General features: G+C 63.9%; 23 protein-coding genes and 1 tRNA gene. 10 read left to right on the top strand and 14 right to left on the bottom strand.

Features of this window, described 5'->3' with window-relative positions; genetic code table 11:
* The first annotated feature begins 174 nt into the window (after positions 1–174).
* Positions 175–465, top strand: coding sequence for a co-chaperone GroES (groES, locus tag HJO_RS03745; RefSeq protein WP_035613617.1), 291 nt, complete (start codon positions 175–177; stop codon positions 463–465).
* Between the two features lie 57 nt (positions 466–522).
* Entirely contained in the window at positions 523–2,169 is a 1,647-nt protein-coding gene (groL, locus tag HJO_RS03740; protein WP_035613614.1) for a chaperonin GroEL, read from the top strand.
* 75 nt (positions 2,170–2,244) lie between these two features.
* Here groL and HJO_RS03735 read toward each other — a convergent pair whose 3' ends face one another.
* Complete coding sequence (locus HJO_RS03735; RefSeq protein ID WP_035613611.1) at positions 2,245–2,826, bottom strand: hypothetical protein; 582 nt, start codon at positions 2,824–2,826, stop codon at positions 2,245–2,247.
* A 168-nt stretch (positions 2,827–2,994) separates the two neighbouring features.
* Between HJO_RS03735 and HJO_RS03730 the strand changes: the two genes are divergently transcribed.
* The 6 genes from HJO_RS03730 (at position 2,995) to HJO_RS03705 (ending at position 10,057) form a co-directional block, all read left to right on the top strand.
* Positions 2,995–4,932: a CocE/NonD family hydrolase gene (locus tag HJO_RS03730; RefSeq protein ID WP_051618123.1), complete on the top strand. Its 1,938-nt coding sequence runs from the start codon at positions 2,995–2,997 to the stop codon at positions 4,930–4,932.
* A gap of 10 nt (positions 4,933–4,942) precedes the next feature.
* A complete protein-coding gene (locus HJO_RS03725) occupies positions 4,943–5,815 on the top strand; it encodes a CPBP family intramembrane glutamic endopeptidase (protein WP_051618121.1) in 873 nt (290 codons plus the stop codon).
* A 90-nt stretch (positions 5,816–5,905) separates the two neighbouring features.
* Positions 5,906–6,691: an SDR family oxidoreductase gene (locus tag HJO_RS03720; RefSeq protein WP_035613608.1), complete on the top strand. Its 786-nt coding sequence runs from the start codon at positions 5,906–5,908 to the stop codon at positions 6,689–6,691.
* A gap of 99 nt (positions 6,692–6,790) precedes the next feature.
* Positions 6,791–8,410: an acyl-CoA synthetase gene (locus tag HJO_RS03715; protein WP_241764656.1), complete on the top strand. Its 1,620-nt coding sequence runs from the start codon at positions 6,791–6,793 to the stop codon at positions 8,408–8,410.
* 33 nt (positions 8,411–8,443) lie between these two features.
* On the top strand, positions 8,444–8,869 hold the full coding sequence (locus HJO_RS03710) for a CC0125/CC1285 family lipoprotein (protein ID WP_035613603.1): 426 nt from the start codon (positions 8,444–8,446) through the stop codon (positions 8,867–8,869).
* 21 nt (positions 8,870–8,890) lie between these two features.
* Entirely contained in the window at positions 8,891–10,057 is a 1,167-nt protein-coding gene (locus tag HJO_RS03705) for a CaiB/BaiF CoA transferase family protein (protein ID WP_084141517.1), read from the top strand.
* On the opposite strand, the gene HJO_RS03700 is transcribed toward HJO_RS03705, so the two are convergent.
* Complete coding sequence (locus HJO_RS03700) at positions 10,054–10,749, bottom strand: VOC family protein (protein ID WP_035613600.1); 696 nt, start codon at positions 10,747–10,749, stop codon at positions 10,054–10,056. The genes HJO_RS03705 and HJO_RS03700 overlap by 4 nt on opposite strands.
* Before the next feature lie 81 nt (positions 10,750–10,830).
* Here HJO_RS03700 and HJO_RS03695 point away from each other — a divergent pair, with 81 nt between their 5' ends.
* Positions 10,831–12,006 carry an alpha/beta hydrolase family protein gene (locus HJO_RS03695; RefSeq protein WP_035614436.1) on the top strand — a complete coding sequence of 392 codons (1,176 nt, stop codon included), beginning with the start codon at positions 10,831–10,833 and terminating at the stop codon, positions 12,004–12,006.
* Here HJO_RS03695 and HJO_RS18340 read toward each other — a convergent pair.
* From HJO_RS18340 to HJO_RS03670, 6 genes are all read right to left on the bottom strand, one after another.
* Entirely contained in the window at positions 12,003–12,164 is a 162-nt protein-coding gene (locus HJO_RS18340) for a DUF2474 domain-containing protein (RefSeq protein WP_156945402.1), read from the bottom strand. The two genes, HJO_RS03695 and HJO_RS18340, sit on opposite strands and share 4 nt — an antisense overlap.
* Complete coding sequence (gene cydB / locus HJO_RS03690) at positions 12,157–13,206, bottom strand: cytochrome d ubiquinol oxidase subunit II (RefSeq protein WP_035613597.1); 1,050 nt, start codon at positions 13,204–13,206, stop codon at positions 12,157–12,159. The genes HJO_RS18340 and cydB overlap by 8 nt, the downstream gene beginning before the upstream one ends.
* Positions 13,207–13,216: 10 nt before the next feature.
* The gene (locus HJO_RS03685; protein ID WP_035613594.1) at positions 13,217–14,629 is read right to left on the bottom strand and encodes a cytochrome ubiquinol oxidase subunit I; all 1,413 of its coding nucleotides are present in this window, start codon (positions 14,627–14,629) and stop codon (positions 13,217–13,219) included.
* Positions 14,630–14,720: 91 nt separating this feature from the next.
* On the bottom strand, positions 14,721–15,155 hold the full coding sequence (locus HJO_RS03680) for a PaaI family thioesterase (protein WP_035613591.1): 435 nt from the start codon (positions 15,153–15,155) through the stop codon (positions 14,721–14,723).
* The gene (locus HJO_RS03675) at positions 15,148–15,603 is read right to left on the bottom strand and encodes a DUF192 domain-containing protein (protein ID WP_035613588.1); all 456 of its coding nucleotides are present in this window, start codon (positions 15,601–15,603) and stop codon (positions 15,148–15,150) included. The genes HJO_RS03680 and HJO_RS03675 overlap by 8 nt, the downstream gene beginning before the upstream one ends.
* A 57-nt stretch (positions 15,604–15,660) precedes the next feature.
* Entirely contained in the window at positions 15,661–16,191 is a 531-nt protein-coding gene (locus tag HJO_RS03670) for a cold shock domain-containing protein (RefSeq protein ID WP_051618116.1), read from the bottom strand.
* A gap of 352 nt (positions 16,192–16,543) precedes the next feature.
* Between HJO_RS03670 and HJO_RS03665 the strand changes: the two genes are divergently transcribed.
* Positions 16,544–17,488 carry an NAD(P)-dependent oxidoreductase gene (locus HJO_RS03665; RefSeq protein ID WP_051618114.1) on the top strand — a complete coding sequence of 315 codons (945 nt, stop codon included), beginning with the start codon at positions 16,544–16,546 and terminating at the stop codon, positions 17,486–17,488.
* Positions 17,489–17,491: 3 nt separating this feature from the next.
* Here the strand turns inward: HJO_RS03665 and HJO_RS03660 are convergent, their stop codons facing one another.
* The 6 genes from HJO_RS03660 to HJO_RS03635 form a co-directional block, all read right to left on the bottom strand.
* Positions 17,492–18,361: a substrate-binding periplasmic protein gene (locus HJO_RS03660; protein ID WP_035613582.1), complete on the bottom strand. Its 870-nt coding sequence runs from the start codon at positions 18,359–18,361 to the stop codon at positions 17,492–17,494.
* A 30-nt stretch (positions 18,362–18,391) separates the two neighbouring features.
* Positions 18,392–18,901, bottom strand: coding sequence for a GNAT family N-acetyltransferase (locus tag HJO_RS03655; RefSeq protein WP_035613579.1), 510 nt, complete (start codon positions 18,899–18,901; stop codon positions 18,392–18,394).
* Positions 18,902–19,238: 337 nt separating this feature from the next.
* Positions 19,239–19,313 (bottom strand) — tRNA-Glu (locus HJO_RS03650).
* Between the two features lie 80 nt (positions 19,314–19,393).
* Complete coding sequence (recJ, locus tag HJO_RS03645) at positions 19,394–21,187, bottom strand: single-stranded-DNA-specific exonuclease RecJ (RefSeq protein ID WP_035613578.1); 1,794 nt, start codon at positions 21,185–21,187, stop codon at positions 19,394–19,396.
* Positions 21,188–21,256: 69 nt separating this feature from the next.
* A complete protein-coding gene (gene glpX, locus HJO_RS03640; protein ID WP_035613576.1) occupies positions 21,257–22,210 on the bottom strand; it encodes a class II fructose-bisphosphatase in 954 nt (317 codons plus the stop codon).
* 55 nt (positions 22,211–22,265) lie between these two features.
* The gene (locus tag HJO_RS03635) at positions 22,266–23,540 is read right to left on the bottom strand and encodes a homoserine dehydrogenase (RefSeq protein ID WP_241764655.1); all 1,275 of its coding nucleotides are present in this window, start codon (positions 23,538–23,540) and stop codon (positions 22,266–22,268) included.
* Between the last annotated feature and the right edge of the window lie 118 nt (positions 23,541–23,658).

Here is a 23,658-nt window from a genome sequence, read left to right as displayed (position 1 = left end):
TAACGGCACATGGTGAACAAAAAATTCACTGATGGCCCGTTGACGAACCCCCTCACCGCTCCTATTTCCGGCGCAGCGTTAGCAGTCGGGGCGGGTGAGTGCTAACAGCCTCCGCTCCTTTTTCTAGCGTGTCAGATTCAACCCGAACCTACGTAGAAAAGCGAGAGGCTCAATATGAAACTTCGTCCCCTCCACGACCGCGTTGTCGTGCGCCGCGTCAAGGAAGAAGAAAAGTCCAAGGGCGGGATCATCATTCCCGATACCGCCAAGGAAAAACCGCAGGAAGGCGTGATCGTCGCTGTGGGCGCTGGCGCCCTCGGTGAAGACGGCAAGCGCATCCCGCTCGACGTGAAAGCGAAAGACCGCGTCCTGTTCGGCAAATGGTCCGGAACGGAAGTCACGATCGACGGCGAAGAGCTGCTGATCATGAAAGAGAGCGACATCATGGGCGTCCTGGCGAGCTAGACTCGCGCCTGCCCACTCTTTCCTGAAATACCCACCAATTCAAAGAGGTAACTCAATATGGCTGCCAAACACGTTGTTTTCGGCTCCGAAGCCCGCGAGAAGATGCTCAAGGGCGTCGACGTTCTCGCAAACGCAGTGAAAGTCACGCTCGGCCCGAAAGGCCGTAACGTGGTGATCGAAAAATCCTTCGGCGCACCGCGCTCCACGAAGGACGGTGTCACTGTCGCAAAAGAAATCGAACTTGAAGACAAGCTCGAGAACATGGGCGCACAAATGCTGCGCGAAGTCGCCTCCAAGGCCAACGACGTTGCCGGCGACGGCACGACGACTGCCACGGTTCTCGCCCAGGCCATCGTTCGCGAAGGCATGAAGCGCGTCGCAGCGGGCATGAACCCGATGGACCTGAAGCGCGGTATCGAGAAAGCCGCTGCCGAAGTCGTCCGCGACCTGGCCCACAGCTCGAAGAAAGTGAAAACCAACGAAGAGATCGCCCAGGTTGGCACGATCTCGGCAAACGGTGACACTGAAGTCGGCGCGATGATCGCTGAAGCCATGGCGAAAGTCGGCAATGAAGGCGTCATCACGGTTGAAGAAGCCAAGTCGCTGGAAACCGAACTGGAAGTCGTCGAAGGCATGCAGTTCGATCGCGGCTACCTGTCGCCCTACTTCGTGACCAATGCAGACAAGATGAACGTCGAACTCGAAGACGTCCTGATCCTGCTTCACGAGTCGAAACTGTCGTCGCTGCAGCCGATGCTGCCGATCCTCGAAGCCGTGGTCCAGTCGCAGAAGCCGCTGCTGATCATCGCTGAAGACGTCGACGGCGAAGCCCTTGCCACGCTGGTCGTGAACAAGCTGCGCGGTGGCCTCAAGATCGCTGCCGTCAAGGCACCGGGCTTCGGTGATCGTCGCAAGGCCATGCTGCAGGACATCGCTGTCCTGACAGGCGGCCAGGTCATCTCCGAAGACCTCGGCATCAAGCTCGAAAACGTCTCGATGGACATGCTCGGCAAAGCCAAGCGCGTGGCGATCACGAAAGACGACACAACCATCGTTGATGGTGGTGGCAAGAAGAAAGACATCGAAGCACGCGTCGCTCAGATCCGTAACCAGATCGAAGACACGTCGTCGGACTATGACCGTGAGAAACTGCAGGAACGCCTGGCGAAACTCGCTGGCGGTGTTGCCGTGATCAAGGTTGGCGGTGCGACCGAAGTCGAAGTGAAAGAGAAGAAAGACCGTGTCGACGACGCGCTGAACGCAACGCGCGCAGCTGTCGAAGAAGGCATTGTTCCTGGTGGCGGCGTGGCCCTGCTGCGTGCATCCAAGAACATCGACGTCGTTGGCCTCAATGACGACGAGAAAGCCGGCATCGACATCGTGCGCAAGGCGCTGGAATCGCCGATCCGCCAGATCGTCGAGAACGCAGGCGTGGAAGGCTCGGTTGTTGTCAACAACATCCTGTCGAACAAGTCGCGCTCGTACGGCTTCAACGCCCAGACCGAAGAATATGGCGACCTGGTTGCCATGGGCGTCATCGACCCTGTGAAAGTTGTCCGCTCTGCCCTGCAGAACGCGGCCTCTGTTGCAGCCCTGCTGATCACGACGGAAGCTTCGATTGTTGAAGCACCGAAGAAAGAATCAGCCGGCGGCGGCGGTGGCGGCATGCCGGACATGGGCGGCATGGGCGGCATGGGCTTCTAGTCCAGCCACCAGCCAACCAGTACGAACAGACGGCCCTCCGGAAACGGAGGGCCGTTTTTCATTTCGGCATCCGGACTATTCGCCTGCCGTATCCAGCTTGGCACGTTCGGCGCGCAGGGCGGCGATGGCGCGGGCGTGGTGGGCGGCTTCCTCGGCGCTTTCAGCCTCCATCCGGGCAATCGCTTCATCAAGGGCAGCCGCGCGGTTCTCCGGCCTGGCGTCGTCGCCGGTCAGGCAGATGACACTGACCTCGACACGGTCGCCATCGTCGCTCTCGTCCCTGAATTCGTATTTCACGGGTTCGCCGCCTTCACTGCCGGACGCGCATTCGGTGACGTGGACCTCCTCGTCGCCATCACGGCTGATGCGGACGACTGTGTGCGCGTCGACGTCGCCGACGATCTTCACGTCGGTGCCCGGCGCGCCGTCTGTCACGGAGATTGTCTTCTCCTTGCTGATGACGATGCGCTTGTGCCCCTCCTTCGTGCCGTCGGTTGTCACTTCGGTGGTGACGTCGGCACCGGCGAGCGCCTCGCCGGTCCCGGGTTCGCTGGCGCAGGCCGTGGCGAACGCAGGTGCCAGGACGATGGCAGCCGCAATGACGCTGCGGCGGGCAAACCGGCCCCTGCAGGCGGGCGTGGAATTGAAGGTGGACATCGGGCATCTCCTGATTGACTACATGTGTAGTCTATCCCATGCGGCGCGGACGTCAACCCGCCGCAACGCGGGGCTCCCGTCCGCCCCGGCCCGTTGAAGCGTGTCTGGACGACGGGCAGAAAGTCGCGCAGAAATTGCCATGAGTATCCCCTGATCGAGGCTCTTCCGATGCGTTCATCGTCCCCGTCCGTCTTCATCAGCACGCTGGGAGCCGTCTCGCTCCTCGTGCTTGGCGCCTGTACACCCACCCCCGTTGCTGCCCCGGTGGCCGATGCACCGCCGGCCCCTGCCCCGGCGGCAGTGAGCGCGCCAGCCCAGGCGGCACCGACCGTCCTGCTGCCGGCCGCCAAGGTGCGGATGGAACACCTTCAGGTGGCGATGCGCGACGGCGCGCGGCTGGACACGGATGTCTACCTGCCAGCGGCGGAGGGACGGTTTCCGACCGTGCTGATCCGCACGCCCTATGCCCGCGAGCTGAGCCTGAGGGGCAACCAGTATGACGCCTTCCTCGCGGCCGGCTATGCGATTGTCCAGCAGCACGAGCGCGGGCGCTTCCTGTCGGAAGGCGAGATGCACATGCTGGGCAATGCCCCCGAAGATGGCTGGGACACGCTGACATGGATCGCGGCGCAGGACTGGTCTGACGGCGGCGTGGCGATGTCGGGCTGTTCATCGTCGGCGGAGAACCAGCTGAAACTGTCGACCCTGGGCCATCCGGCGCTGAAGGCGGTGATTGCCTATTCGTCCGGCGTGGGGATCGCGGAGGCCGGCGGCCATCACGAGCAGGGCAATTTCTGGCGCGGCGGCGCATGGCAGATGGGATGGGCGGACTATTTCTATGCGCAGATGGCGATCCATGTGCCGCAGCTGCCGGCCGGCCTGTCGGACACGGAGCGCCAGCGGCTGATGGCCAGCTTCAAGCTGGAACAGGAGTCGGCCGTCTCGCCGGCGGACCTGCAGGCGAACCGCATGCACCTGCCGATGAGCGAACTGGGCGATGTGGTGGGCGCGCCGGAGACGGACCTGCCTGCCTACCTGGCCCGCGGGCCATCGCATCCCGCCTGGGCCGACGACCGGATCACGACGGGCGAGACGCCAACCGTGCCCGGCCTCTATGCCGAAGCGCTGTACGATATTTCCTCTGCCGCAGGCACCGCCCGGTTCATGGAAACGCTGGCGACAAGCCCTGCCGGGACACAGGCACTGATGCTGATCAACGGGCAGCATTGTTCCTATCGCCAGCAGGTGGCGGACGGCACCGTCGGCGACCGGCCGATCGGCGACATGCGCTTCGACTACACCGCGCGCGAACTGGCCTTCCTGGACCATTGGCTGAAGGGCAAGGCCGATGCCCCCCTGCCGGCACAGGCGGTGACCGTGTACATGGCGGGCATCAATCGCTGGGTGTCCTTCGATGCGGTGCCGCAGGCCGGGACGGACACCACGAAGACGTTCTACCTGTCCAGTGGCGGCAGCGCGAACACACTGGACGGCGACGGCACACTGGTGACAACGGCGCCGGACGCCGCAGCGGTCGACACGTTCACCTATGATCCTGCCGACCCCGTGATCGCGCATGGCGGGCAGATTTCCGGCCTCGGGACAGACCAGGAGGACGGCGCCTATGACCAGCGCGGGATCGAAGCGCGCGATGACGTGCTGGTCTATACGAGCGACGTGCTGGAGGCAGACCTGCCGGTCTTCGGATTCATCCATACCGACCTGTTCGTCTCGTCGGACATGCCGGATACGGACTTTACCGTGAAACTGGTGGATGTCGCGCCGGACGGCACCGCGTGGAACATCACCGACACGATCCTGCGCATGCGCTATCGCGAGGGCATGGACAGGCCCGTGTTCATGCAGCCCGGCGAGACCTATGCGATCACACCGCCGCCGATGCTGGCAGGCAATGTGTTCCTGAAGGGCCACCGGGTGCGGGTGGAAGTTTCGTCGAGCCATTTCCCGGCCTATGCGCGCAACCTGAACACCGCGGGCGACCCGTACACGACGACCGAAACGGCAGTGGCGACGAACAGGGTGCATCACGGGCCTGCGATGCTGTCGCGGATCGACCTGCCAGTGGTGGACCTGACGAACAATTGAGGGGCTGAAAATGACTGAGGGACTGACGGACGACCGAAGGGCCGCATGGAAGGCGATTGCGATCTTCATGGCGCTGATGCTGGCGCTGAGCGCGGTATTCGACACGCTGATGGCGCAGCGCGGAGGGATGAGCCTGTTGCTGGTGAGCGGCATCATGTGGAGCCCCGGCATTGCGGCGCTGCTGACCTGCCTGATCCTGAAGCGGCCGATTGCCAGCCTGCCCTGGCGCTGGGGCGAGTGGCGCTGGAACTGGCTGGCCTGGGCATTGCCGATTGGCTACGGCCTGGTGATGTATGTACCGGTCTGGGGCCTGGGGCTGGGCGGCAGCGGGTTCCCGAATGCCGAAACACTGGCGGATTTCTCCAGCCAGATCGTGAGCGGGGAGACGAACATCGCGGCAGTGGTGTTCTGCGTGGTCCTGATGGGCACGCTGGGCGTGGTGGCATCGGCGGCGCGGGCGCTGGGCGAGGAAATCGGCTGGCGCGGCTTCCTGGTGTGGGAGATGCGCAAGGTGATGCCGTTCTGGGCCGTGGGCCTTCTCTCCGGCCTGATCTGGGCGGTGTGGCACTGGCCGGGCATCCTGTTCACCGACTACAATGCCGGCACGGGCAATTTCACATTGCAAATGGTGCTGTTCACCCTGTCCATCGTGCCGATGGGGATTGTCTATGCCTACTTGGCGTTCCGGTCGAACAGCCTGTGGCCGGCGGTGATCCTGCATGCGAGCCACAACCTGTTCCTGCAGCGCATCTTCACGCCGCTGACCGTCGAGGGCGAGGGCACGCATATGTATATCGACGAGTTCGGCATCCTGCTGCCGATCGTGAGCGTGGTGCTGGCGGCGTATTTCTATTGGCGGGCCAGGAGGGACGGGATCGCCTGACATGGGCTACCTCTCCCGGCGGCAGGCGTTCCCAAGGCCGGAAGCCGGGTCTACAAATCGGGCAAAAGATAATCCCGAGGAGAGAAACCCATGCAGATCAGCAAATCCACACCCGTTGTCGTCACCGGCGGCGCATCCGGCCTTGGCCAGGCCACGGCGGAAGCCTTTGCCAAGGCGGGCGCGCCGGTCGCGATTTTCGACATCAACCAGGAGAAGGGCGAGGCGGTTGCCAAGGCGATTGGCGGCCTGTTCTGCAATGTGAACATCCTGGACGAGCAGTCGGTGCTCGATGGCTTCGAGAAGGCCCGCGCGGCCCACGGGCAGGAGCGCGTGACCGTGCACTGCGCGATGACCGCCAAGGGCGGCAAGACACTGCGCTTCGACAAGGCCAGCCACGGCTTCAAACGCCTGCCGACCGAGGATTACGAATTCGGCGTGCAGGGCGTGCTGGTTGCGTCCTACCGGGTCGCGTCGATCTCGGCGCTGGGCATGGCGAATGCCGAACCGATCACCGAGGATGGCGAACGCGGCGTAATCACGCTGACGGCGTCGGTTGCCGCGATGGACGCGCAGATCGGCCAGGTTGTGTACGGGTCTGCCAAGGCCGGCGTGAACGGGCTGGTGCTGCCGCTGGCACGCGACCTGATGGACCTGGGCATCCGGGTGAACTCGATCATGCCGGGCATTTTCGCCACGCCGCTGATGCTGGGCGCGCCGCAGAACGTGCTGGACAGCCTTGCCGCGTCGGTGCCCTTCCCCAAGCGGCTCGGCAATCCGGAGGAGTTCGCCTCTCTGGCCATGCAGTTTGCCACCAATGGCTATTTCAACGGCCAGACGATCCGCCTCGATGGCGCGATCCGGATGGCACCGCGCTGAGCGGTCCCGGGATACCGGCAGATCACGGTTTGATGCTTTGCTGCCCCGGCGGCAAGGCATTACAGTCGACCAAAACAATAATCAGGGAGAGACAATACTGTGCCAAAGGCTTTTGACTGGAATTTCGGGGATATGCTGGATGCGCTGGGCGAGGTGCTGGGTGAGGACGCCCCGGCCCTGATCCACGGCGACCGGGTGGTCTCGTGGCCCGAGATGACGGCGCGGTCGAACCGGCTGGCGCGGAACCTGCGCGAGATGGGCGCTAAGACCGGCGACAAGGCCGGCTTCTACCTGCGCAACCAGCCGGAATATACCGAAGCGCTGGCCGCCTGCTTCAAGGGCCGCCTGACCCATGTGAACGTCAATTACCGCTATCTCGACGACGAGCTGGTCTACATTTTCGACAATTCGGATTCCACGGTCGTGTTCTACGACGTGGAGTTCATCGAGCAGGTGGAGCGCGTGCGGACGCGCCTGCCGGACGTGGTGGCCTGGGTGCAGATTGGCGGCGCCAGCGTGCCGGACTTTGCGGTGGCCTACGAAGACCTCGCCACAAGGGGCGACGCCGCGCCGCTGGGCATCGAGCGGTCGGGCGACGACATGCTGTTCCTCTATACCGGCGGGACGACGGGCATGCCCAAGGGCGTGATGTGGTCTCACGCCATCTGGCGGCAGGCCGGCATGGAAGGCGTGGCCAAGGCTGGCGGCCCGGTGCCGAAGGACCTGGCCGAGCATGTTGCCAATGCGCTGGAACTGGGCCGGCATGCGCGGCTCATTCCCGCCTGCCCGCTGATGCACGGGACCGGCCTGTTCACGGCGATGGGCGTGATCCTGAATGGCGGCGCCATCGTGACGCTGACGGAGAACAAGAATTTCAGCCCGCAGAACCTGTGGGAGACGGTCGAGAAGAACGGCGTGACCAATATGGCCATTGTCGGGGACGCGTTCGGCAAGCCGATGCTGAAGGAACTGGACGAGAACCCCGGCAAGTATGACCTCTCCACGGTTGTCGGCATCGTTTCGTCTGGCGTGATGTGGTCGGTCGAGGTCAAGCGCGGCCTGCTGAAGCACATGCCGCAGGCGGCGATGATGGACAGTTTCGGCGCATCGGAAGCGGTCGGCTTCGGCTCGTCAGCGATGACCGCCGATGGCGAGGTGAAGACGTCGAAATTCGAACTCGGCCCGAACTGCAAGGTGTTCACCGAGGACCATCGCGAGATCCTGCCGGGCAGCGGCGAATCCGGTTTCGTGGCACGCGGTGGCGCGGTGCCGCTCGGCTATTACAAGGACCCCGAGAAAACGGCCAAGACCTTCCCGACCATCAATGGCATTCGCTATTCCATCCCGGGCGACTGGTGCACGGTGGAGGCCGACGGCTCGATGACGCTGCTGGGCCGCGGATCGAACTGCATCAACACGGCGGGCGAGAAAGTCTATCCGGAAGAAGTGGAAGAGGCGCTGAAGCTGCACGACGCGGTGCGTGACGCGCTGGTGGTCGGCCTGCCCGACGACAAGTGGGGCCAGGCGGTGACGGCGGTTGTCTCACTGGACGGCGAGGTGTCGGAAGACGAGCTGCGCGCCTTCGTGGCGACCAAGATAGCCCGGTTCAAATCGCCCAAGCGCGTGTTCTTCATGCCCGACCTTGGCCGCGCGGTGAACGGCAAGGCGGACTACAAGACGATCAAGGCGTTTGCGCTGGAACAGGCCGGAAAAGCCTAGCGGAGGCAAAGCGGCAACTGCCCAGGGGCTCGCATGACCAAATTCCTGTTCCTTGTTCTGTCGGTGGCCTTCATTTCGGCATGTACCGTCGGACAAGCCACGCCCTATCGCGCGGAATACGATTCCGTTTGGTCGGGCTATGGTAGTCGGGTCACGGATCTCGGCGGCAACAGGTATGAAATCTACAATCACGCCAGCCCGATTACGCCAGCGAACGTTCCCGGGGAGCACAACATGCTGCGCGCGGCCCAGCTCGCGATCGAAAAAGGATTCGATTTCTTCGAAATAGAAAGCAACGATAACAAGACTGATCTGGTACGGGCTGGCTCAGCCGGAACGTTTGGTCGCCCTGCAGCCAGGCTCGTCGTGAAACTGGCACGAACACAGGAACCAGGTGCCGATGCCCATGACGCCAACGCCGTTGCCGAACGGCTCGGGAAGAAATACTTGAAGAACTGAATGCCGAAAGGCGGCACCACCATGACCAAGTCGTCCAAACCGAACGGCCCGCTGCACGGCCTGAAAGTCGTCGAGATGGGGCAACTCATCGCGGGGCCATTCTGCGGGCAGCTGCTGGGCGACATGGGTGCCGAAGTGGTGAAGATCGAGCCGCCCGGCAAGGGCGACCCGATGCGCGAATGGGGACAGGGCGACCGGCCCGCCTGGTGGCGCGTAATCGGGCGCAACAAGTATTCGGTGGCGGTCGACCTGCGCACCGACGAGGGCCAGCAACTGGCACGCGACCTGATCGGAAAGGCCGATGTGCTGGTCGAGAATTTCCGCCCGGGGGCACTGGAAAAGTGGAACCTTGATCCACTGGCACTGCGCGAAGCCAACCCGGGCCTGATCGTGGCGCGCATGTCAGGCTACGGCCAGACGGGCCCCTATGCGGACCGGCCGGGATTCGGCCTGATCGGCGAAGGGTTCGGCGGCTTGCGCGGCATTGTCGGCGATCCGGACCGGATGCCACTGCGCGTCGGGATATCCATCGGGGACACGCTGGCGGCGACCTATGGCTGCATGGGCGTCCTGGCGGCGCTGCACCACCGCGACAAGACCGGCGATGGCCAGGTCATCGATGTCGCGCTGTATGAAAGCGTGCTGCAGGTGATGGAGAGCTATGTCGCGGATTATTCGACGTCCGGCTTCATGCGAACGCGCACCGGGGCGATCCTGCCGAAGATTGCGCCGTCGAACGCCTATCCGTGCAAGGATGGCGAGTTCCTGATCGGCGGCAACCAGGACCCGATCTTCCGGCGCCTGTGCGACGCGATGGGGCGTGAAGACCTTGTGAGAGATCCGCGCTTTGCAACGCACCTGGCGCGCGGCGAACACCAGGCGGAGCTGGACGAGATCGTCAGCGACTGGACCCGCACGCTGACCGTGGCGGAGCTGGAGGCGCTGCTGCTGGCACATTCCGTCCCGTCCGGGCGGATCTACACCGCCGCGGACATGGTGGCCGACCCGCACTATGCGGCGCGCGAATCCATCGTGACCGTGGACGACCCGGAAATGGGGCCGGTCAAGATGCAGGGCACGTTCCCGAAATTCTCGGCGACGCCGGGCTCGATCCGCAAGACGGCACCGCAACGGGTGGGCGAGGATACGGCAGCGATCCTCGAGCGCTGGCTGGGCCGGCCGGCCTAGGCTGGCACGGGCGGGCCCGGAAATTTGGCGGACGCGGCGATGGCTTCGTCCGGCATTTTCAGAAGGGCCTGGTACATTTCCGGTGGATAGACCATGTGCGGCTGGGCCGGGTCGTAGGCTGGCTGGGGTTCATTGCCCTGCCCCGCATATGGCGCGGGTGCCTTGTAGGCTTCGGCCTCCTCGGCCGAGATGCCGGCCTTTTCCAGCACGGCCGGATCAATCCACTGTTTCGGATCAACCGTGGTCACCGGGGCAGCCACTTCCAGCGTGAGCTGGTCCGGCCCGGCAAAATAGATCGACTTGCAGAAACCGTGGTCGAGCGGGCCGATGACATTGACGCCGTGGCTGCGGATACGGTCGCGCATGGCCAGCAGGCCGGCTTCATCGTCGGCGCGGAAGGCAAGGTGCTGCATCGTGCCGGCCGCACTGGGCAGGGCGCCATTGCCGGCATGCGTGACACCGAGCGTGACGGGGATCTTGTCGACATCGGGCAACTGGACGATCGAGAAGAAGCTGTGATCGTTCATGCGCAGGAAGGCGTGCAGCCCGCCCGGCACGCCGTGCATGTCGAACAGGGCGACGAGCGGGAAATTCATCACCTCCGAGAAGTAGGCAATATGCGCCTTGATGTCGGATGCCATGATCGCGATGTGATGTATGCCGCTCGGTTGCGGCCGGGACTGCTGGGTCATTCCGCGGGCCTTTCCTGCTTTCCCCTGATCATTCTTTCGGCAAGTATGCGCCTGAGAAAAAACAAGGGCAAGGAACGCAGGATGGCTATCGTAAGGGAACCCTATGGATTCATGAATGCAGACGGCGGACGGCTGAAGGAAACCTATGGCGGCCCGCCAGGCAAGGTGTTCGTCGAATGCATGCGCATCCGTCCGGACAATGTGGAGTCCACGACCGCCATCGTGTTCAGCCATCCGATCGGCGGCGGCAGCTTCCTGCCGCTCGTGTCGGCGCTGGCGCGGGCCGGCCATCACGTGATCTATTGCAACCCGCGCTACCGGGGCAATGACACCGCCCTGATCATGGAAAAGTGCGTTCTGGACCTTGGCGGGTGCATCGCCGACGCGAAGACGCGGTTCGGCTATGAGAAGATCGTGCTGGGGGGATGGTCTGGCGGTGGCTCGCTGTCGCTGTTCTACCAGGACCAGGCCGAGCATCCGACGATCACCGAAACGCCCGCCGGTGACAGCGTGGACCTGGCCGGCGCGGGCCTGATTCCGGCAGACGCGATCCTGCTGCTGGCTGCGCATGTCAGCCGGTCGACGACGATGACGGAATGGCTGGACCCGTCCATCCTGGACGAGGACCGGCCGTTCGACCGCGACCCGGAGCTGGACATCCATGCCGCGGACTGTCCGCACCAGCCGCCCTATTCGGCAGAATTCGTGGAACAGTTCCGCGCGGCGCAGGTGGCCCGCAACCGGCGGATCACGGCGCGGGCGCTCGAGCAGCTGGCGGAGATCAGGGCGAGCGCCGAGCCAGACGGCGAACGCTGCTTCGTGGTGCAGGGCACGATGTGCGACGTGCGCTGGCTGGACCCGGCGCAGGACCCGTCCGACCGCAGGCCCGGCACCTGCTATCTCGGCGACCCGCGCATTGCCAATGACGGGCCGGTGGGCCTGGCGCGGTTCACGACGCTGCGCTCGTGGCTGTCACAGTGGAGCCTCGACGAGAGCCGCGCGGACGGTGTCGGCAATGCATCGCGCGTGTCGTGCCCGGTGCTGGTGATCAGCAATTCGGCCGACCTGGCCTGCACGCCGAGCCATGCGCAGCGGCTGTACGCGGCGGTGGCGTCGGAGGACAAGCAGATCGAGACGATCAAGGGCGCCGACCACTATTATATCGAGCGGCCGGACCTGTTGCCCGCAGCGGTGAAGACCGTGTCCGACTGGATGCGTGCGCGGCGCCTGTTCGGTGCACCGGCCCCGCAGGGCTAGCCGATGAACAGGGCGGCCCGCAGGGTGTAGGCCACGGCGGCGACGACCAGTACGGACACCAGCGCGATGCCCACGAACCAGGCGAGGCGCTTCAGCAGCGGCCCTTCCGGCTGGCCGTCAGGCAGGGGTTCGACCGGGCGGAAGACCGGATCAGGCATGGTAGCCGTCACCGGGCTTCACCTTGCCCCAGAACAGTCTGTACACGAACGCCGTATAGACGAGGATGATCGGCAGCATGATCGCCGCCCCGACCAGGAGCAGCCCCAGCGCATTGTCGCGGGCCGCCGCATCCCACACCGTGTATTCGAACGGCACGATATAGGGATAGAGGCTGATGCCGACGCCGAAATAGCCGCTGATGAAGATACCGACCGCCAGCAGGTAGGGGCGCCAGTCAGGCGCCGCATTCTGGCCCGGCGTCATCGACAGGTCGCGCCACAGCCAGGCGCAGAGAACCATGCCGACAACCGGCACCGGCGCCAGAGGCAGCAGCCGCGCGAAATCGATATGCGCCATCGAGAAGCCCCAGCGGTCGCCGATCGAAGCGTCGATGGACAGGGTTGCGAGGCTGACGGCCAGGAAGCAGATGGCGACGCCGACCAGCGCGATGCGGGCCCAGTTGCGGGCACGCAGGTACAGGTCGCCTTCGGTCTTGAGCACCAGCCAGCAGGCGCCAAGCAGGATGTAACCGATGATGACCGAGACCCCCACGAGAACGCTGAACGGGGTCAGCCAGTCGAACGCGCCGCCGGCAAAGGCGCCGCCCTCGACGGTGATGCCCTGGATCATGGCGCCCAGCATCAGGCCCTGCGCGAAGGCGGCCGTGGCAGACCCGCCGAAGAAGGCCCCGTTCCAGAACTTGCGGGTCGTCGGGCGCACGGCCTTGTGCCGGAACTCGAATGCGACGCCGCGGAAGATCAGCGCCGCCAGCATGATCAGGACCGGCAGGTAGAAGGCCGGCATGATGATGGCATAGGCCTTTGGGAAAGCGGCAAACAGGCCGCCCCCGCCAATGATCAGCCAGGTCTCGTTGCCATCCCAGACCGGTTCGATCGTCGCCGTCATCAGGTTGCGCTCTTCATCGCTGCGCGCGACGTTGGTGAGCATGCCGACGCCGAGGTCGAACCCGTCGAGCAGGACGTACATCATCACGCCAACGGCAAGGATAAAGGCCCAGATGAGAGGAAGGTCGAGTGCCATGGGGTCGCTCCTATTCCACTGCCACGATGTCGTCGCTGGTTTCGGCAGGATCGTCGACCGCGCCGAGCGGTGAACCGGGCGCCCGGCGATCCTTCTGGCCTGGCGGATCGTCGTCGAAGCCGCGCGTGGCGATGCGGGCCATGTAGACGGTGCCGGCGGTGAAGATGATCGCATAGGTGACCATGAAGACGAGGAGCGAGGTGGCGACCTGCCCGGCCGAGATCGGCGAGACGCTGTCGACCGTGCGCAGGGCGCCGTACACCGTGTAGGGCTGGCGGCCGACCTCGGCCACGATCCAGCCCGTGATCACCGCGATGAATCCCAGCATGCCGCCGGGCACGGCAAGCCAGTGGAACAGGCCGGGATGGTCGAGCCGCTTGCGCCACCAGAGGACACAGCCCCAGACACCGAGGCCGAGCATGCCGAGGCCGGCACCAACCATGATGCGGAATGAATAGAAGACCAGCCACAGGGGCGGCCTGTCCTCGCGGGCAAAGGCATCAAGGCCCTTGAGGTCTTCGCCCTTGGGCGCACTGGCAAACAGGTAGGGCGAGGTACCCGGAATGGTGATGCCGGAATGGCCGCATTCGGTGTCGGACGGCCAGGCGATCAGCATCGTGCCCTGCACGGGCGCGCTTTCGCACCAGCCCTCAGCCACGGCGATCTTGGCCGGCTGGTATTCATGCGCGATTTCACCGGACTGGTGGCCGACGAGGATCTGGATCGGCAGGAGAAGGGTCAGCGTGCCGGCGGCCATGCGCATCTGCCAGCGCGTCGGCTCGGTCAGGCGTCCGCGGATCACCTGCCAGGCACCTGCCGCCAGGACGACGGCCGCGGTGGTGATATAGGCGGCCAGCAGCATGTGGCCCAGACGGGTCGGCAGGCTGGGGTTGAAGATGACCTCGATCCAGTTGGTCGCGTAGAAATTGCCGGTAGCCGGATCAACCGCGAACCCTGTTGGGGTCTGCATCCAGCTGTTGGCCGAGATGATCCAGAAGGCCGACAGCGTGGTGCCGATGGCGACGGCGCAGGTTGCCGCGAAGTGGAGCTTGCGGCCGACCTTGTTCCAGCCGAACAGCATGACTCCGAGGAAGGTGGCTTCGAGGAAGAAGGCGGTCAGCACTTCAAAGGCCAGCATCGGCCCCATGACGCTGCCGGTGATCTCGGAGAACACGCTCCAGTTCGTGCCGAACTGGTAGCTCATGACAATGCCTGTGACGACGCCCATGGCAAAGGCGAGCGCGAAGATCTTCACCCAGTGGAGGTAGAGCCGCTTGAACGTCTCATGGCCTGTCTTCAGCCAGAGGCCCTCGCAGACCGCGAGAAACGCGGCGAGGCCGATGGTGAAGGCCGGAAACATGATGTGGAAGGCGATAACGAACCCGAACTGGATGCGCGAAAGCAGGAGGGCGTCAAATTCCATCGGTACCGAATCCCCGTGGCCGAGTCATCCACTCCGGATACCACAATTTGGCAGAACTTGGCACAGTGACGTTGTCGCGCGCCAACTTGCCTCAAGTGGCGCGGCGCCGCAGCGAGCGAAACACCGCGTCTGCCCGCGCGGCGATGTGGCCGTCCGACTTGACCAGCCGGGCACGGACATGGACGAGATCGCCATCAATCGCGGTCACTTCAGGATGCGCCTCGAGCCAGGTGCCTTCGGGCACGATGTCCATGAATTCGAGAGTCAGCTTGATGGTGACGGACATGCGGCCCGTGGCGCTCCAGACGGCCCAGGCGAGCGCGCTGTCTGAAAAGGCGGACGCCATGCCGCCATGCAGGAAGCCCATGCCGTTGCAGTGGCGGTCGAGCACCCACATGCCTGTTCGGATGTCGCCCCTGGCGCTGGCGCGGTAGGTGGGGCCATTGTGCAGGGTGAACTTGCCGCGCGACGGGTTCGGCGCGAACCCGGCAGGCGGCGGCTTCAGTGCGCCTTGCGGCTCATTCACCGAGGTTTCCGAAGATCGCGTGCTTGACGGTGTCGCCGGGTTCGATGCCCAGCGCTTCGCTGCGCCCGCCATTCAGTTCCAGCACGCCCTTGACGGGCACGCCGGGGCCGATCGTGCGCAGCGAGCCGGGCACGGCATTCCGGGCGATGGCGATGATCTTGCCGTCGGAATCGAGGAACAGCATGTCGAGCGGGATCAGCGTGTTCTTCATCCACATGCTGGCTTCACGCGGCTGGCCGAAATCGAAGATCATGCCGGCATTCGGCGCCATTTCGGCCCGATCCATCAGGCCGGTGCGGATCTCGTCCGGCTCGTTCGCCAGTTCGACCGTGAACTTGTGGATCGAGTCGCCGGTATCGATGACCAACGGGCCGGTCTCGAGCTGCGCGAAAGCCGCTGGCACAAGGCACAGCAGGGCGGCGAAGAAGCTGATAATCAAACGGTTCATGCGAATTTGTTTAGCCGGGCCGAAGCGGACCGGCAAGCGCTGTTGGCTGTTGCCGTATCAGTGCGGTTTGACGAGGCTCACATGCTCGCCCTTGGAGCCGTTCTCGATCACGACCTCGAGTTCCGTGCCGGGCTCGATATCATCATAGCCAGCCTTTCGCAGGACCACCGCGTGGACGAAAATGTCGACATCGACCCCGGGACGCTGGACAAAGCCATACCCGCGCGTGCGGTTGAACCACTTCAACGTGACCGGCGCGTAGGTGATATCATGGCCCTTTTCGCGGGCCACGACGGCGCGCGGACGCTCCATCTCGATGATATTGGCGGTCTGCCAGCCGCGGTCACGCTGGACAGCGTCACACACGATGCGGGCATCCTCGTCGGCATAGGATTCGCCATAGTCACGCAGGCACGAGACGTGCAGCATGACATCGCCTGTCAGCGAGGCATCGGACGTCGACTCCGCAACGATGAACCCATAGCCCTTGGCGCTGTCGAACCACTTCACGTGGCCGATTACACGGACTACAGGCTCAGGCTCAGCCTCCGGCATGTCTGATTCGGTTTTAGCCACAGCTCTGTTCATCAACCCAAATTCCCCAAGGGCGTAACCTAAAATGTGATGGCACGCTTGTCACGCGATCTTCACACGAAAAGCACGAAACTTCAGCCCTTGTGGACTAAGCCATTGATCAAGCTGGAGAAAAAACCTGGTTGCCCCGAGAAGGCTGGGTCCTCTGCCATGACCGGGCCCGGATGGCTCTCGACCCGCAATCACGAGTCAGTCAGGTTCGACCTGTTTCCCGCCCAGGGAAAGCCCGCCATCCTTCGGACACGATTTGCAGGACGTGGCGCAACCTGTAATCAACCGGACTTGTGGCAACCGGCGACGAGTGACTATAGGCGATTGATAATCCTAGAGAATAAATGGTGCACAGATGAAACCCATACGCGATGCGAGCCAGGTCGGCATTCGCCTGCATGACAGCAATGCTGACGTCATCGAAGGCGCCCTTCGAGACAGGTTTGCGGCGATGCAGGTCACCCGGACGCCGCTCGCGCCTTCGTACGATCTGAGGATATTGGTCACGTTCCGTCCGCCCGAAGATGAAGACATCGCTTCCTACGACTGGATTCACTCGACCGGCGCGGGTGTCGACGCAATCTGCCGCCGCCTGGGAACCACACAGCACCCGCCGATCGTGACCCGAACCATCGGGACAATGCCGAAGCAGATCGGTGAATACTGCCTCGCCTACATTCTGGAAGACGCACAAAGGCTGGCGCAACGCCGGAGCCAGCAGGCCCGGAAATTGTGGGACCGGACCGCGTCGGCACCGACCTATTGCTTTGACAAGCAGGTTGCCATTCTTGGCACTGGCGAAATCGGCCAGGGCATAGCCAGCACCCTTTCCTCGGTCGGCATCAGGACCATCGGCTTTTCACGCTCAGGCAATCGCGCCACCGGCTTCGATGCCGTCCATACGCTGGACGACCTGAATGCGTTGCGCCATGTGGACGCCGTGGTTTCGGCCCTGCCCGCGACGGCAGCGACGGACCAGTTGCTGAACGAGACTGTCTTCTCGCAGCTGAAGCATGCGCTGCTCATCAATGTGGGGCGCGGGTCCACGCTCAACGAAGACGCCCTCCTGCGGGCCCTGGACAGCGGATGTGTGCGTCGCGCCGTGCTTGATGTCTTTCGCCAGGAGCCGCTTCCGCCGGAACACCGGTTCTGGACGCATGACCGCGTCACCGTCACGCCACACGTTTCCGGCCTGACGCAGCCAACCGATGCCGCGTCAACCTTGTGCACGCTGCTGGACGAGGTTCTGCGGGTCCATCAGCTCCCTGACTCGATGGTCACCGTGTCCCTCGGCTATTAGGCATCACATACGGTTCAGGACGCCCGGGAACTGCTCGAGCAGGGCATTTTCCATCGCGGCAAGATCCTTGTTCGAAAACGAGATCTCGACTTCCCGTTTCAGCCATTCGGAAAACCTGGGCTGCGCCTGCTTAGTCATCAGGCCGCACGCATCGACAAGCAGGGGCGTTCCCCTGAATGCAAACTCGAGGTTTGTCTGGGTGGTGTTGTCATCAAGGTACTGCTTGCACGTAATGCCGTCCGTGATTGCGACGTCTGCGGCATTGTTTTCGACCAGATGAAAAATGTCCGATACTTCATCGGTTTGCATGACGGTGAGCTGGCTCTCATCAATCCCGAAATCCAGAATTGCCGTACTGCCTATCTCGCCGCTGACCGTCACGATCCGGACGTCGTGATCCCGAATACCGCTCATCGTCAGGAGCCGCTCATCGCCACTTCGGCACAGGCCATTGAGCGACAGCGTGTGACGCAGAAGCGCGAAGTCGGCCTTTCGGACACGCTGGGAATTTCGAATGAGGCAGGCGATGACATCGACCTTGTCACCATTGAGCAGGTCAAAAGCCTTGTCATTGCGAGCCGGGCAGTATTCGACATCGAGCCCAAGCCGATTGCCGATGTCATCGAAAACGGCCTTGTACAGGCCTGAATAGGTCCACGCGCCCTTGCCAAGGCGGTCATAGTCGGCAAGCGGCGGAAACGGTATGACGCCAACCTTCAACCTGTTTGCGCCCAGAACCGTCTCAAGTTTTGACTGGCGGCCCTTTTGCTTCTTTTTCTTGTCGTTCCGGTATTCCTTCCATTGTTTCCGAATTTGCGGCCACCCCACGATCAGACTGATCAAGGCGACAATAATCGTAACAATAACTTCCATGGCACTCCCCCTGCCCTGTTTCGGATGTGCCTACGTCATGCTGATGCAGGCCATCATTTCCATGTTGTGAAATTCCCCCGCGTAGAATCTGGCGTCTCTCAGCTTGCCCTCAACCTCGAACCCCGACTTCTCGTAAAGGTGTCTGGCGCCAGCGTTGCGTTCGATCACCAGCAGCTCAAACCGGTGAGCATCCAACTCAGAAAATACGTGATTCTTGAGAAGGTCCAGAAATCCGAAGCCCAGCCCCTGGCCGCGCAGCTCCTTCGGGCCGATGATGAACTTCTCCAATCGGCATGACCTGTGGACGGGATCAATGGATGCAATCTCTGCATATCCGGCGAGGTCGCCTTTGTCCGAAACCAGCGCCCACGCCTCCTTGTTGGCCACGTTCTCGACGCCTGAATCCCAGTACTGGCGCAATTCCTCGGGGCCGGCCGACTGCTGAATCACATTGCCGGCCCAATTTTGGACTTCCTCTTCGGACTGGCACCAGCTTCTCGCCGTTGTCAGTGCTTCGAAGGTCGCTTTTTGCAGTTTCAAAGGCTCTATCCTCAAGGTCCGGGGGAATCAGGGCACAGCTTTCCTGTATCGCGCGGATTATCAAATCCCTTTTTGCATCGAAATTCCGGTTTTCCCTCAACCCACATTAGCGGCGCAACGGCTGGGCCGCCAGTCGCGCACCCTCACCTGATGCCACCGATGCCGCTGCTGCAGTGGCGCAGCATCCGCTTTTCATCACATCGCAGGCCCAGTGCCAAACGACGAGGCCGCCGGGAGGCGCCCGCCTCCCAACCCATTGGATTGTATTGTTATGGCTGTTCGGAATTCCGCTGCAGGCGAAACAATTGCGCGACGATTTCTGAGGAAAACAAAGCGGTGGCAGTCCCTAGGGGAGTCGAACCCCTCTTTTCAGGTTGAAAACCTGACGTCCTAACCGATAGACGAAGGGACCGCACCGGCTTTGCGAAGAGGCGATATAGCGGCTGTTTCAGACTTGGGCAACCCGCATCTGGTCGGCGACCTGCAGATAAGTCATGCCGGCGCGGCATCGGCCACATCAAGCTGCACGCGGCGCCGGCCATTCCATTCGTCGGCCTTCAGCCGCCCCGCGACATGCACCCGGCCGCCCTGCCCCAGGACATGGCCAAGAGGGGCGTCGGCGCTGCGCCAGGCGATGCATTCGATGCGGCCGCTGGCGTCTTCCGCGATGAAGCGCAAATGGTTCACGCCGACCTGCCTGACGCCCGTGACATGCACAGATTGCAGGGCAAAAACCGGTTCCGGCGAGCCGACACCGAAGGGGCCGATCTGGGCGATCTGGTCCACCAGGGCGGGGCTGGCAGCGCCCGGCGAGAGGACAGCATCGATTCGGAACTCGAGGGCCGCCGTGCGCTCGGCAGAGAATTGCGCCATGTGGGCGACCATCCAGGCGTCAAAGGCCGCGATCTGGGACGGCTCGAGGCTGAGGCCCCCTGCCATGGCGTGGCCGCCGCCGGAAAGGATGATGCCCTCGCGGGCAGCCGTGGAGATGGCGTCGCCGATATTGACGCCGGGCACCGACCGGCCCGAGCCCTTGGCGACCGGCCCAAGGCCTTCGCCCCAGCCGATGACGATTGTGGGCAGGTGGTAGCGGTCCTTCAGGCGGCCGGCGACGATGCCGATCACGCCCGGATGCCAGCCTTCGCCGCTGGCGACGAGAATGCCGCGCTCCGGATTGCTGGCCAGCGCCTGTTCGGCCTGGGTCATGGCCTGGTCGAGAATGGCGCTTTCGACGGCCTTGCGTTCGTCGTTGAGCGCGTGGAGGCGTTCGGCGAGATCGATCGCTTCGCGGCGATCGTCGGTGGCCAGCAGCTTGGCGGCGATCCAGGGGTCGCCCACCCTGCCCCCGGCATTGAGGCGCGGGCCAAGCATGAAGGTCGCGTGGTAGACGGTCTCGGTCTTGCCGATGCCGGCCACGTCGGCAAGGGCACGCAGGCCGGGATTCTGGTCGCGGGCCATCATCGTCAGGCCCTGGCGGACAAAGGCGCGGTTGACGCCGTGCAGCGGGGCCATGTCGCACAGCGTGCCGAGGGCGCAGAGGTCAAGCAGCGGCATGATGTCGGGCAGGCCGCCATCCGGCGCGATGCCGCGTTCGCGGGCGAGCCGGTTCAGGGCCGCAACGAAGACAAAAACGACGCCGGCCGCTGCAAGGTGGCCGCAGCCGGACGTGTCGTCAGGCCGGTTCGGATTGACCAGCGCCGCCGACGGCGGGTGCGCCCCGGACATCAGGTGGTGGTCGATCACGACAACCGGCAGGCCGATGGCCGCCGCCTCTTCCAGCGCCAGCGTCGCTGCCGCGCCGCAGTCGACGGTGATGACGAGGTCTGACCCGGTCTCCTTGAGGTGGCGGAAGGCGGCGGGTGAGGGTCCGTAGCCCTCTTCCAGCCGGTCGGGCACATAGAGGCCGAGATCCTGACCCCAGGCGCGGAAATAGCGCGCGAGGATGGCTGACGAGGTGCCGCCGTCGACGTCATAGTCGGCGAAGACCGTGACGCGCTTCTTTTCCAGGATGGCGTCGAGGATGATGGCGACGGCCTTGTCCATGTCGGCAAAACTGGACGGGTCCGGAAAGAAGTCGCGCAGGGTCGGGGCGAGATAGCTGGCCGCATGCGCGGGGTCGACGCCGCGGGTGGCGAGCAGGCGGGCGAGCAGGTCCGAGCCGCCGACACTGGGCGCGAGCCGCCGGACCAGGGCCTCGTCAGTCTCCTCCATCGTCCAGAATCGCCCGGTCGCCGAGGAATCGACGGAAAACAGGCGGGAACTGGTCTGGCGCGCGGCTTGGCCCATGCGTGGCGGTGTCCTTCGAGAGAATCAGGAAGGCCAGCTTAACACAGGGATGGGCGGGTGGTCTCGGCTTCAGGACCGCCGGTCGGAGCGCACGTAGCGGACCATGCCATCGGCAGAGGTCATCACCAGCGTGTGCGTGTGGACGCGGCCGCCACCATGCTTCACGCCATCGAGCAGGCTGCCATTGGTGACGCCGGTTGCACAGAAGACTGTATCGCCGGAGGCCAGTTCGTTCAGGGAATAGGTCTTGTCGAAGTCCGTGATCCCGACGCGGCTGGCGCGTTTGCGCTCGTCGTCATTGCGGAAGATGAGGCGACCGTACATCTGGCCGCCAACGCATTTCAGGGCAGCTGCGGCGAGGACGCCTTCAGGGGCGCCGCCGGACCCGACATAGAAGTCGACACCGGCCTGCGGGTTGGTCGTGGCGATGATGCCGGCCACGTCGCCATCGGTGATCAGGGCGATACGGGCGCCGACATCGCGCAGGCTGGCGATCGTGTCTTCATGGCGCGGCCGGTCGAGGACCATGGCGGTCATTTCCGAAACCGGCACGCCCTTGAACTTGGCGAGGGCGGTGATGTTCTCGGCGGGCGTCGCCTCGAGGTTGATGATGCCTTCCGGATAGCCGGGGCCGATGGCGACCTTGTCCATATAGGTGTCAGGTGCGTGCAGCAGGCCGCCGCGCGGCGAGATGGCAAGGACGGCCAGCGCGTTCGCCATGGCCTTGGCCGTCAGCGTGGTGCCTTCCAGCGGGTCCAGGGCGATGTCGATCTCCGGGCCGGTGCGCGTGCCGACTTCCTCGCCGATGTACAGCATGGGCGCTTCGTCGCGCTCGCCTTCGCCGATGACGACGCGGCCCTTGAAGTCGACGGCGTTGAACGCGGTGCGCATGGCATCGACGGCGGCGGCATCTGCCTTTTTCTCGTCTCCGCGACCGACTTCCCCGGCCGCAGCAATCGCGGCGAGTTCGGTGACGCGAACCATTGCGTCGGCGAGACCTGGCGTCAGAACGTTATTTTCCATGGTTTAGTATCCCCTGACACGCCAGAATCCTGTCTGGCGTAATGTTTTCTACCAATTAGCTAGCTGTTTCGATACGGATCAGACGCGGCGCGTCAATCAGCATAGTCAATTTTTCGAGCCGCACGAGGGCGGCACGCATATGGCTGCGCGGGCAGCGATGGGTGACAATCGCGACCGGGCTGGCCCCGCTGTCATCCGCCGAATCCTGCAGCAACTGGTTGACCGATACACCTTCGGCCGCGAGCGCCTCGGTCAGCGCAGCGAGTGCACCCGACTTGTCGGCAAGGCGGACGCGCAGGAAGAAAGCGGAGGTTTCGTCCCCGCTGGCGGCCACGAACGGGCGGGCCGTGTGGTGTTCGGCGCGGCCGAAGGCCGGACGGATGGCCGGCCGGAACAGTTTCGCCACATCGCCCATGACGGCGCTGGCAGTCGGCCCGGCGCCTGCCCCCGGTCCGGTCAGGGTGATCGCCCCGACGGGGTCGCCCTCGATGCGGACCGTGTTGAGCGAGCCATTGACGCGGGCAAGCGGGTGGTTTGCCGACAGGGCCATCGGTTCGACCCGGCAGACGACACCGTCCTCGGTGAGCAGGCCTTCGGCGATGAGCTTGATGCGCAGGCCAAGGCGGTCTGCGAGCTTGAGGTCCAGCAGGTCGATCTGGTCGACGCCGGAGACGCTGACCTTGGAGAAGTCGAGATCGGCGGAAAACGCGATGGCGGAGAGGATGGCGGCCTTGTGGGCCGCGTCCATGCCGGAGACGTCGAGCGTCGGGTCGGCCTCGGCATAGCCGAGCTTCTGCGCCTCTTCGAGCACCTCGTCATACGACCGGCCGGTCTGCAGCATGGTCGTCGTCAGGAAGTTGCAGGTGCCGTTGAGAATGCCGGCAACGCGGGTCACTTCCACGCCGGCAAGGCTGTCGCGCAGGACGCGCACCACGGGGATGCCGCCCGCGACAGCGGCTTCGAACAGGAGGTCGACGCCTTTTTCATCGGCCAGGGCGGCCAGCGCCATGCCATGCTTGGCCATCAGGGCCTTGTTGGCCGTGATGACATGCTTGCCGGCCTTGAGCGCGGATTCCACGGCGACCCTGGCCGGGCCGTCGGAGCCGCCGATGAGTTCGACGAATACATCGACATTCTCGTCCTGGGCCAGCGTCGCGGCGTCATCGAACCAGCGATACTTGCTGGTATCGACCGTCCGGTTGCGATTCTGGCTGCGCGCATTGACGCCGGTGATCTCGACCTGTCCGGGCAGCCGCAGGCGCTCCTGGCGCTCGACCAGTTCGATCAACCCGCAGCCGACATGGCCGAGACCTGCAATACCTATTTTCAACGGCCTCAAGACTGGCCCCTTCAATTACTGTGTGTGCGGGCAGGTGCCTAGCGGGTTTGCCGCGCCGGGGGAAGGCCCCCCGCCCCGGTTCCCCGGTCTGGCGGGTGCTGGTGCACAG

Source organism: Hyphomonas johnsonii MHS-2, assembly GCF_000685275.1.
In the GTDB taxonomy this organism is placed as follows: Bacteria; Pseudomonadota; Alphaproteobacteria; order Caulobacterales; family Hyphomonadaceae; genus Hyphomonas; species Hyphomonas johnsonii.
The sequence above is the reverse complement of the archived record's forward strand: the minus strand, read 5'-3'. Positions and strand labels throughout refer to the sequence as shown.

Coding starts and splice junctions, on each gene's coding strand:
- groES (WP_035613617.1), top strand. CDS start 175: ATGAAACTTCGTCCCCTCCACGACCGCGTTGTCGTGCGCCGCGTCAAG.
- groL (WP_035613614.1), top strand. CDS start 523: ATGGCTGCCAAACACGTTGTTTTCGGCTCCGAAGCCCGCGAGAAGATG.
- HJO_RS03735 (WP_035613611.1), bottom strand. CDS start 2,826: ATGTCCACCTTCAATTCCACGCCCGCCTGCAGGGGCCGGTTTGCCCGC.
- HJO_RS03730 (WP_051618123.1), top strand. CDS start 2,995: ATGCGTTCATCGTCCCCGTCCGTCTTCATCAGCACGCTGGGAGCCGTC.
- HJO_RS03725 (WP_051618121.1), top strand. CDS start 4,943: ATGACTGAGGGACTGACGGACGACCGAAGGGCCGCATGGAAGGCGATT.
- HJO_RS03720 (WP_035613608.1), top strand. CDS start 5,906: ATGCAGATCAGCAAATCCACACCCGTTGTCGTCACCGGCGGCGCATCC.
- HJO_RS03710 (WP_035613603.1), top strand. CDS start 8,444: ATGACCAAATTCCTGTTCCTTGTTCTGTCGGTGGCCTTCATTTCGGCA.
- HJO_RS03705 (WP_084141517.1), top strand. CDS start 8,891: ATGACCAAGTCGTCCAAACCGAACGGCCCGCTGCACGGCCTGAAAGTC.
- HJO_RS03700 (WP_035613600.1), bottom strand. CDS start 10,749: ATGACCCAGCAGTCCCGGCCGCAACCGAGCGGCATACATCACATCGCG.
- HJO_RS03695 (WP_035614436.1), top strand. CDS start 10,831: ATGGCTATCGTAAGGGAACCCTATGGATTCATGAATGCAGACGGCGGA.
- HJO_RS18340 (WP_156945402.1), bottom strand. CDS start 12,164: ATGCCTGATCCGGTCTTCCGCCCGGTCGAACCCCTGCCTGACGGCCAG.
- cydB (WP_035613597.1), bottom strand. CDS start 13,206: ATGGCACTCGACCTTCCTCTCATCTGGGCCTTTATCCTTGCCGTTGGC.
- HJO_RS03685 (WP_035613594.1), bottom strand. CDS start 14,629: ATGGAATTTGACGCCCTCCTGCTTTCGCGCATCCAGTTCGGGTTCGTT.
- HJO_RS03675 (WP_035613588.1), bottom strand. CDS start 15,603: ATGAACCGTTTGATTATCAGCTTCTTCGCCGCCCTGCTGTGCCTTGTG.
- HJO_RS03670 (WP_051618116.1), bottom strand. CDS start 16,191: ATGAACAGAGCTGTGGCTAAAACCGAATCAGACATGCCGGAGGCTGAG.
- HJO_RS03665 (WP_051618114.1), top strand. CDS start 16,544: ATGAAACCCATACGCGATGCGAGCCAGGTCGGCATTCGCCTGCATGAC.
- HJO_RS03660 (WP_035613582.1), bottom strand. CDS start 18,361: ATGGAAGTTATTGTTACGATTATTGTCGCCTTGATCAGTCTGATCGTG.
- recJ (WP_035613578.1), bottom strand. CDS start 21,187: ATGGGCCAAGCCGCGCGCCAGACCAGTTCCCGCCTGTTTTCCGTCGAT.
- glpX (WP_035613576.1), bottom strand. CDS start 22,210: ATGGAAAATAACGTTCTGACGCCAGGTCTCGCCGACGCAATGGTTCGC.